Below are 7,092 nucleotides of genomic sequence, written 5' to 3'. Positions count from 1 at the left end.
CTCGGCGTCCTGTTCCCGCTGGGCCTGCTCGGTCAGCTGCTGCTGCCGGGAGATCTGCTGCTTGGCCATGGCGATCCTCGCGATCCGTCGGGGCGCGGTGGCGCCGACACGGTCTGCGGTCGCTCGTCGCGTACCCGACGCCCCAGCGGGCAAACGCGGCCCGGCGGCGCGCCCACGGCCCGGCGGTGACACCGCCCCGGCGTGCGTGGCGCGCGCCGGGCCGGGTACGCGCAGCACCGGTGAGCACCCGGAGGTGAGGCATGGACGAGCAGCGCAGCACGGTGATGGTGCCGATCGGGGAGGCCCAGCTCCCCGCCGACCTGACGCTGCCCGCCCAGCCGGTCGGCGTGGTGCTGTTCGCGCACGGCAGTGGCAGTTCCCGGCACAGCCCGCGCAACGTGTCGGTGGCCCGGACACTGAACGACAGTGGGCTCGCCACCGTGCTGGTGGATCTGCTCACCCCGGTCGAGGACGAGGTGGACACGCGAACCGCCGAACTGCGCTTCGGCATCGGGCTGTTGGCCAGCCGGCTGGCCGGGATCGTCGACTGGCTCGCCACCGGGCGTCCGGCCGGCGACGTGCCGATCGGCCTGTTCGGGGCCAGTACGGGTGCTGCCGCTGCCCTGGTCGCGGCGGCGTCGCGCGCCGATCGGGTGGCTGCCGTGGTCAGCCGGGGTGGTCGACCAGATCTGGCCGGGGACGCGCTGGCCCAGGTGCGTACCCCGACGTTGCTGTTGGTGGGCGGGCTGGACGAAGAGGTGATCGCGCTCAACGAGCAGGCGCTGGCCGAGCTGGGGGAGGCCGGCGAGCTGCGGGTGATCCCCGGCGCCACCCATCTCTTCGAGGAGCCGGGCACCCTTGAGCAGGTCGCCGACCAGGCCGCCGCCTGGTTCACCGCGCACCTCAGCCGATGATCACTGCGTGGGTAGCAGGGCCGAGGCCGAGCGGCGCTGTTGGACGGTGTCGATGACCCTCCAGAGGACTGCGGTGATCGGGACGCTGACGAAGGCGCCAGCGATCCCCGCGATCAGCGTGCCCGCGGTGACCGCCACCAGGATCACCGCCGGATGCAGCCGGACCTGCCGTTTCATGACCAGTGGTTCCAGCAGGTTGCCCTCGATCTGCTGGACGGCGATCACCGCCGCGAGGGTGAGCAGAGCGGTGGTGGGACCGTTCGCGGCCAGCGCCACCAGCACCGCCACCGCGCCCGCCACCGTCGCCCCGATGATCGGCACGAACCCGCCGAGGAACGTGATCAACGCCAGCGGCAGGGCGAGGGGCACCTGGAGCACCACGAGAGCCAACCCGATGCCCAGCGCGTCGACAGCGGCGATGAACATGGTGCCCCGGCTGTACGCGCCCAACGTCTGCCAACCGGCCCGGCCGGCCTCGGCCAGCACCGGCTGGTTCGGGCCGGACACCCGCGACAGCACCCAGTGCCACATCGACCGGCCATCCTTGAGCAGGAAGAAGAGCAGCACCAGCGCCAGCAGCGCGGAGCCGAACACCTCGGTGACGGTCCGGGCGCCGGCCACCGGGTCCGGAGAACTGCCACTGAGCCCCTGCCGGGCCTGGTCCACCAACCGGTCCAGCTGTGCCTCGCTGACCGGCAGCGTGGACGTCACGAAGTCGCGGCTGCGATCCACCCCCTGCGTCAACTCCTGGCTGAGCTGGTCGAACTGGCTGGCGGTCAGGTTCCACACCAGTGCGCCGACGCCGACCAGGATGCCGAGCAGCAGCAGGACCGTGCAGAGCGCGGCGAGCGCCGCCGGCAGCCGCAACCGGCGCAGCAGCAGCAGGACCGGATCGAGCAGCGCGGTGAGGAAGATGGTGGCGGCCAGCGCGATGGCCAGCGGCGCCAACAGGACGGCGATCTTGCCCAGCAGATAGAGCCCGGCGGCGACCACCACCAGGCAGGCGCTCCACAACACCGCGGTTCGGACCAGCCACGGCAACGCCGTCCAGGTCTGGCGCGGCCCGGGGCCGCCTGTCGCTCCGGGTTCCTCTGCGGCCATGTCGGTCCTCCTCGATCTCGACGAGGTCGGTACCCGGTCGGTCGTGCCGCGACACCCGAATGACCGGCCGGCGCCCGCGCGGATCGTACGCCGGCCGGGGTGACGCGGGTGGGTGTTCGCCAATCGCCCCCGCGACGGCGGCGTTTGCGCTGTCGGGTCGAGGGAACGCGAAGGGGACGGACCGGACTGAGGAGGAACGCCGTGGGTGACTTCATGGACAAGGCCAAGGACTTCGCGGACAAGCACGACAAGCAGGTCGACCAGGGCGCGGAGAAGGCCGGCGAGATGGCCGACAAGCGCACCGGCGGCAAGTACGACGACCAGATCGACAAGGGCGTGGACCAGGCCCAGGCGCGTACCGGTGAGGGTGACCAGGTCCGCTGACCCGCGCTGCTCCCGGGCCGCGTCGGCGACCCGGGAGCGCCCGGTCCACCCGGTGCGCGGGTCAGCGCTGTCGCTTGTGGTGTAGCTCGTCCATCGAGGTGGGCCGGCCGCTCAACGCGTCGCGTAGCCGGTCGACCAGGCCGATGCCGGGTGCGATCAGCTTGTTCGCCGGCGGATGGTCCGGGCTTCCCGGATGTGGCCGGGTCGGCCCGATCTCCTTGATCGCCGTCACCTTGGCCGCCGCCTCGACCAGCTCCTCCCGGGCGGTCGCCGCGCGCAGCCGCGGAAAGAGCTCCTTCTCCTCCTCCGCCACGTGACCGCGCACGATGGCGGTCAACTGGGTGAGCAGCTCGTCGAAGCGGGGGGCGGACGCGTCGGTGGACTCCAACTCCTTCATGGTTCGTTCGGCGTCGGCGTGCTCCGCGATCTCGCGGTCGGCGATCTCGTTGCCGTCGGGCAGTACCTTGCGGGCGATCGGATACACGTACGCCTCCTCGGCCACCGAGTGGCGGACGAGTTCGGCGATCACCACGTCGACGAGGTGCCGGCGGTGCTCGGGGGTGCCCTGCCGGGTCGCCAACTCGACGAGGACTGCCTCGATCTCCCGGTGGTCGGAGACCAGGATGTCGACGGCGTCGTGGTCGTCGGCGGTCGGTGGATTGGTCATGTGACGGCCCCTTACCGGTTGCGGATCGGTGGGAGGTGTGTGGCTCTGGTACCCCCACGGGGCTGCGCAAACCAATGGTTGACGATGTGTTCGGGGGTGTCGTTGGGGCTCGCCGGGAGACGGCTTGCCCAGCCGCCGAGATTGCCCCGCCGTTGCCGGGGTAACCGCCGCCATGGCCGACGACCGCCCACCCGCCGACCTCCGACGGTCGCGGCTCGACGAGACCGCCGAGCGGACGGTTCGGCGGGTTCGGCACCGTGGTGGGCAGGCCGGCAAGATCCGAGCCCGGCAGTGGGAGATCACCCTGGTGATCTCCGTCCAGTCCGGGTTGGCCGCGGCGATCGCCGCCCTCCTCGCCGACAGCCTGCTCGGCCAGGGATCGCACGTCTTCGCTCCCGCCGCCGCCGTCGGTACGATCGCCACCGCCATCGGGCAGCGGGCCCGGCGCACCTTCGAGCTGTTGGCCGGCGTGGCCCTGGGCATCATCATCGGCGACACGCTGCGATTCCTGCTCGGCTCGGGGCCGTGGCAGACCGGCGTGGTCGTCGCGCTGGCCATCGCCGCCGCGTTGCTGGTGGCCGGGAAGGGTGGCCCGCTGGTCGGTCAGGCCGGTGGTACCGCGGTGCTGATCGCCACGCTGGCACCGATGGAACGTGGCCTGGAGCTGCCCCGGATCTTCGACGCGCTCGTCGGCGGGGCGGTCGGCCTGGTGGTGGTCGCCCTGTTGTTGCCGGTCAACCCGATGCGGGTGCTGGACCGGGCCGCGGCGCCGATCTTCACGATCGTCTGCGAACAACTCGCCGAGCTGGCGCAGGCGCTGCGCGACCGCGACGGTGGCCGGACCGTGGGCGTCCTGGAGCGGCAGCGCGGCACCGATGACGCCCTGGGCCGGCTGCACGACGCGCTCAGCGGCGCCGAGGAGGTGGTCACCATCGCTCCGGTCCGTTGGCACCGCCGGCAGCAGTACCACCGGTACGCCCGCAGCGCCGCTCACCTGGAGCGGCTGTTGCTGGACAGCCGTGCCATGGCCCGCTGGTCGACCACCGCGCTGCAGTACGACGAGCCGATCCCGGCGGAGCTGCCGGAGGCGATGCGTCGGTTGGGCCAGGCGGTGGTGGTGATGCGTACGGAGTGCAGGGTCGGTGACGACCCCCGGTGCACCCGCCAGTTGGTCGAGCAGTGCGCCGAGTTGGCCGGGCGGGCCTCGGAGAGCGGGGTCCACTCGTTCGGCGAATCCCTCGTCACCGGACTGCGTACCGCCGCGAGCGATCTGCTCCGGGCCGCCGGTTGCGAACCCGTGGACGCGAACCGGATCGTGCGCCGGGCGGCCGGTGCCGGCGAGGCGGAGATCCACCCGCCGGTTCGGCGAGAGCTGCACCGGACCCGACCGACGCGGGCCGCCCGGGCCCGTCGGCGCGCACACCTCGCCGCGCGGAGCCGTAACGAGAACCGGGCCGGCCTCCCCGCACGGGAGAGGCCGGCCCGGTGAACCGTCACGGTCAGGAGGAGTAGCCGCGCTCGGCGATCCAGTTGGCGACCTTGGGCAGGCTCATCCAGTACTCGCCCACCGCCGGGTCGGCCGGGTCGGCGACCCGGATGGTGTCACCGCCGTCGCGGTAGCCGACCAGGGTCAGGTAGTGGCCGCCCTCGTACGAGTGCGGGTTGCCGTCGGTGTCGACTGTCGTGCCCTTGATGTTCGCCACCACCGGCCGGCCGGCGTCCACGGCGGCCAGCACGTCCCGGCGCAACTGCTCGACCTGGTCCGGGCGGGCCACCGAATCACGGATCTCGGTGGTCCGGTACTTGCCGCCGGTCAGTTCGTTCAGCACCCGGGTGGTGTCCAGGGCCGAGGGGGTGCCCGCCTCGGTGGTGCCGAGCAGTCGGGCCACCTCGTCCTGGGAGAGCGCCTTGCCCTGGGCGGACAGCGCGATCCGGGTCGCGGCCGGGCCGCAGTAGTAGAAGTTCGGCTGGGCCTGGTAGTCGACGCCGAGGATCCGCTCGGCGTGCCTGTCGTTCTGGCTCGACGACGCCGGGGCGGCCGGCGCCGGGGCGGCCTGCGCGGCCACCGCCGGGCCGAGGGCGCACCCACCGGCGACAAGCAGGCCGGCGACGGACAGGCCGCTCTTCTGGACGATCGGGTTCATTGTCGAGTCTCCGTTCGGGGGTTGGCGCCTCCGGCAGGCGGACGGCGGCAGCACCGGGAATGGCGCTCGGCGCAACACAGGGGCCGACCATCGGTGGTCTCGGCCCAGGGCGTACCGACTGCGTAACCGCTCTGCTTCACCGAGAATTCCGCCGGCTGCGGGCACCGGGGACGGCACAACCTCCCGGCCGGCCCGAACCGGTCATCGGGGACGAACGGCCGCTCAGAGACTGCCCAACAGCCTGGTCACGGTGATCTCGATGACCACCCGCTCCGGATTCGGGCGCGGTGTCCGGTACCGCTCGGCGTACCGCCGCTCCGCCTCCGCCACGGCGGCCGGATCCGACCGCAGCACGGCGCGACCCGCGACGGTCCACCAGCGGCGGCCATCCACGTGGCACACTGCCACCGCCGCGCCCTCCGGGCCGGCCGCCGCCACCTGGCGGGCCTTGCGGGAGGTGCCGGAGGTGATCACCCGGGCCAGCCCGGCCGCCGGGTCGAGGGTCACCCCGACCGGTACGACGTGCGGGGTGCCGTCCGCACGCACTGTCGTCAGCGTCGCGAGGTGCCGTTCCGCGCAAAAGGCGGCAACACGCTCATCGTGCAGGTCCAACCGATGATCGCCCGCCATGCCCGTCCCCCGTCCCCGAACCGACCTGGATCATCGCACGCGGCGGCGGGCCCGCTCTGGGTTCGGTGGGGCGTCCGGCTGACCGGGCAGCTGGCGACCAGCCGCCCGCCGCTGGTGCACCAGCCGGGTCAGATAGATCAACGCGGCGGCCAGCACCCCCATGTCATCCAGGTAGATCGGGTCCGGCAGCACGTCGACCGGGAAGATCGTGTAGATCAGCGCCCCGTAGAAGGCGACCTTGCCGCCCGCGCCGAGCCCGGTCAGCATCCGCCGGGTACGCACCACCCGCACCGCCAGCACCACGGCACCGACCAGTGTGGCCAGCGCCAGGATGCCGGCGACCACCACGAGGACCCACGCCTGTCGGGACATGCCGTCACGCTAACCCAGATGAACCCGCCGGGCTCAGAACGCGGGCACCGTCGCGCGGCCGCGGGCGGTCACCTTGTTCTCCCGGGTCTGCTCCACGTTCTCCCGGGCCTGCGCGCCCAACGGTCGGGCAACCTCGCTCAGCGGCAGCACCGACGCCGACTCGGCGACCCGCCGTCCGGTCGCCGCGTGCGCCTCCTCGCGCAGACTCCGAGCCGCGGCCACCGCCAACTCCGCCGCCCGCCACGCGGCCTGCTCCCGCTCGCGGGCCGCGGCGTGCCTGGCCGCCAGGTTGTCCCGGATCGCCCGCTGGAGCACCAGCTCCTGCTCGACCGGGTGCAGTCGCGGGTCCCAGCCGTCGCGATGCGCGAAGACGTCGCTGAGCTGCTCCACCGACAGCTCCCGCCGCCAGTACGCGTCCAGGGCCGCCCGGTGCAGGTAGCGTTCGCGGTCGGCGTACTCGGCGGGAGTCCGTGCGGTGTGCGGCAGCGGCATCGCGGCCGCCGCGTCGAGCCGCCGCACGCCAGCCTCGGCCGCCTCGTACGCCGACCAGGCCGCCTCGACCTCCTCCTGCGCGGCCACCCACTCCGCCCGGCGACGCCGCACCGTGGTGCTCGCCCGTTCCGCGGCCACCGCGACCTCCTGCGCGTAGCGGCTCTGCTCCCGCTCCTCCTGCGCCTGTTCCAGTTGGCTCGGCATGGCGGCGCGGCGGATCCGGGCGCCCGGATCGAAGCGGAACCGGCCCGGCCGCAGCAGCAGCGCGGAGACGGCGACAGCGACCACCCCCAGCCGGCTCAGCCCGATGACGGCGGCCCGGGCGTGGTCCGGCAGGCCGGCGGCGAGGACGGGTTGCATGTTCAGCACCTCGCGGTCGAAGGCGGGG

At 73.1% G+C, this 7,092-nt stretch carries 9 protein-coding genes and 1 pseudogene; 3 read left to right on the top strand and 7 right to left on the bottom strand.

Annotated elements, in window-relative coordinates; genetic code table 11:
• Positions 1-237, bottom strand: a pseudogene (locus KBX53_RS16910) (hypothetical protein); the annotation flags it as partial.
• Positions 238-260: 23 nt separating this feature from the next.
• Here KBX53_RS16910 and KBX53_RS16905 point away from each other — a divergent pair.
• The gene (locus tag KBX53_RS16905) at positions 261-914 is read left to right on the top strand and encodes a dienelactone hydrolase family protein (protein WP_210860270.1); all 654 of its coding nucleotides are present in this window, start codon (positions 261-263) and stop codon (positions 912-914) included.
• On the opposite strand, the gene KBX53_RS16900 is transcribed toward KBX53_RS16905, so the two are convergent.
• The gene (locus KBX53_RS16900; protein ID WP_051708223.1) at positions 915-2,015 is read right to left on the bottom strand and encodes an AI-2E family transporter; all 1,101 of its coding nucleotides are present in this window, start codon (positions 2,013-2,015) and stop codon (positions 915-917) included.
• Positions 2,016-2,216: 201 nt separating this feature from the next.
• Between KBX53_RS16900 and KBX53_RS16895 the strand changes: the two genes are divergently transcribed.
• Positions 2,217-2,399, top strand: coding sequence for an antitoxin (locus tag KBX53_RS16895; RefSeq protein ID WP_036410893.1), 183 nt, complete (start codon positions 2,217-2,219; stop codon positions 2,397-2,399).
• A gap of 61 nt (positions 2,400-2,460) precedes the next feature.
• On the opposite strand, the gene KBX53_RS16890 is transcribed toward KBX53_RS16895, so the two are convergent.
• Complete coding sequence (locus KBX53_RS16890) at positions 2,461-3,066, bottom strand: hemerythrin domain-containing protein (protein ID WP_030329580.1); 606 nt, start codon at positions 3,064-3,066, stop codon at positions 2,461-2,463.
• Between the two features lie 172 nt (positions 3,067-3,238).
• On the opposite strand from KBX53_RS16890, the gene KBX53_RS16885 reads away from it, so the two are divergent.
• A complete protein-coding gene (locus tag KBX53_RS16885; protein WP_210860269.1) occupies positions 3,239-4,555 on the top strand; it encodes an FUSC family protein in 1,317 nt (438 codons plus the stop codon).
• Positions 4,556-4,565: 10 nt separating this feature from the next.
• On the opposite strand, the gene KBX53_RS16880 is transcribed toward KBX53_RS16885, so the two are convergent.
• The 4 genes from KBX53_RS16880 to KBX53_RS16865 all read right to left on the bottom strand — a co-directional run.
• Positions 4,566-5,210: a C39 family peptidase gene (locus tag KBX53_RS16880; protein WP_030329576.1), complete on the bottom strand. Its 645-nt coding sequence runs from the start codon at positions 5,208-5,210 to the stop codon at positions 4,566-4,568.
• A gap of 222 nt (positions 5,211-5,432) precedes the next feature.
• The gene (locus KBX53_RS16875; RefSeq protein WP_210860266.1) at positions 5,433-5,840 is read right to left on the bottom strand and encodes a pyridoxamine 5'-phosphate oxidase family protein; all 408 of its coding nucleotides are present in this window, start codon (positions 5,838-5,840) and stop codon (positions 5,433-5,435) included.
• A 30-nt stretch (positions 5,841-5,870) separates the two neighbouring features.
• Positions 5,871-6,212, bottom strand: a complete 342-nt coding sequence (locus KBX53_RS16870) for a YkvA family protein (RefSeq protein WP_030329572.1) — start codon at positions 6,210-6,212, stop codon at positions 5,871-5,873.
• Positions 6,213-6,245: 33 nt separating this feature from the next.
• The coding region (locus KBX53_RS16865) for a hypothetical protein (RefSeq protein WP_247675747.1) at positions 6,246-7,092 on the bottom strand (847 nt) is incomplete at its 5' end.

It is taken from the genome of Micromonospora sp. M51, assembly GCF_018070305.1.
Lineage (GTDB): Bacteria > Actinomycetota > Actinomycetes > Mycobacteriales > Micromonosporaceae > Micromonospora > Micromonospora parva.
This window is presented reverse-complemented; position numbering and strand designations above follow the sequence as displayed.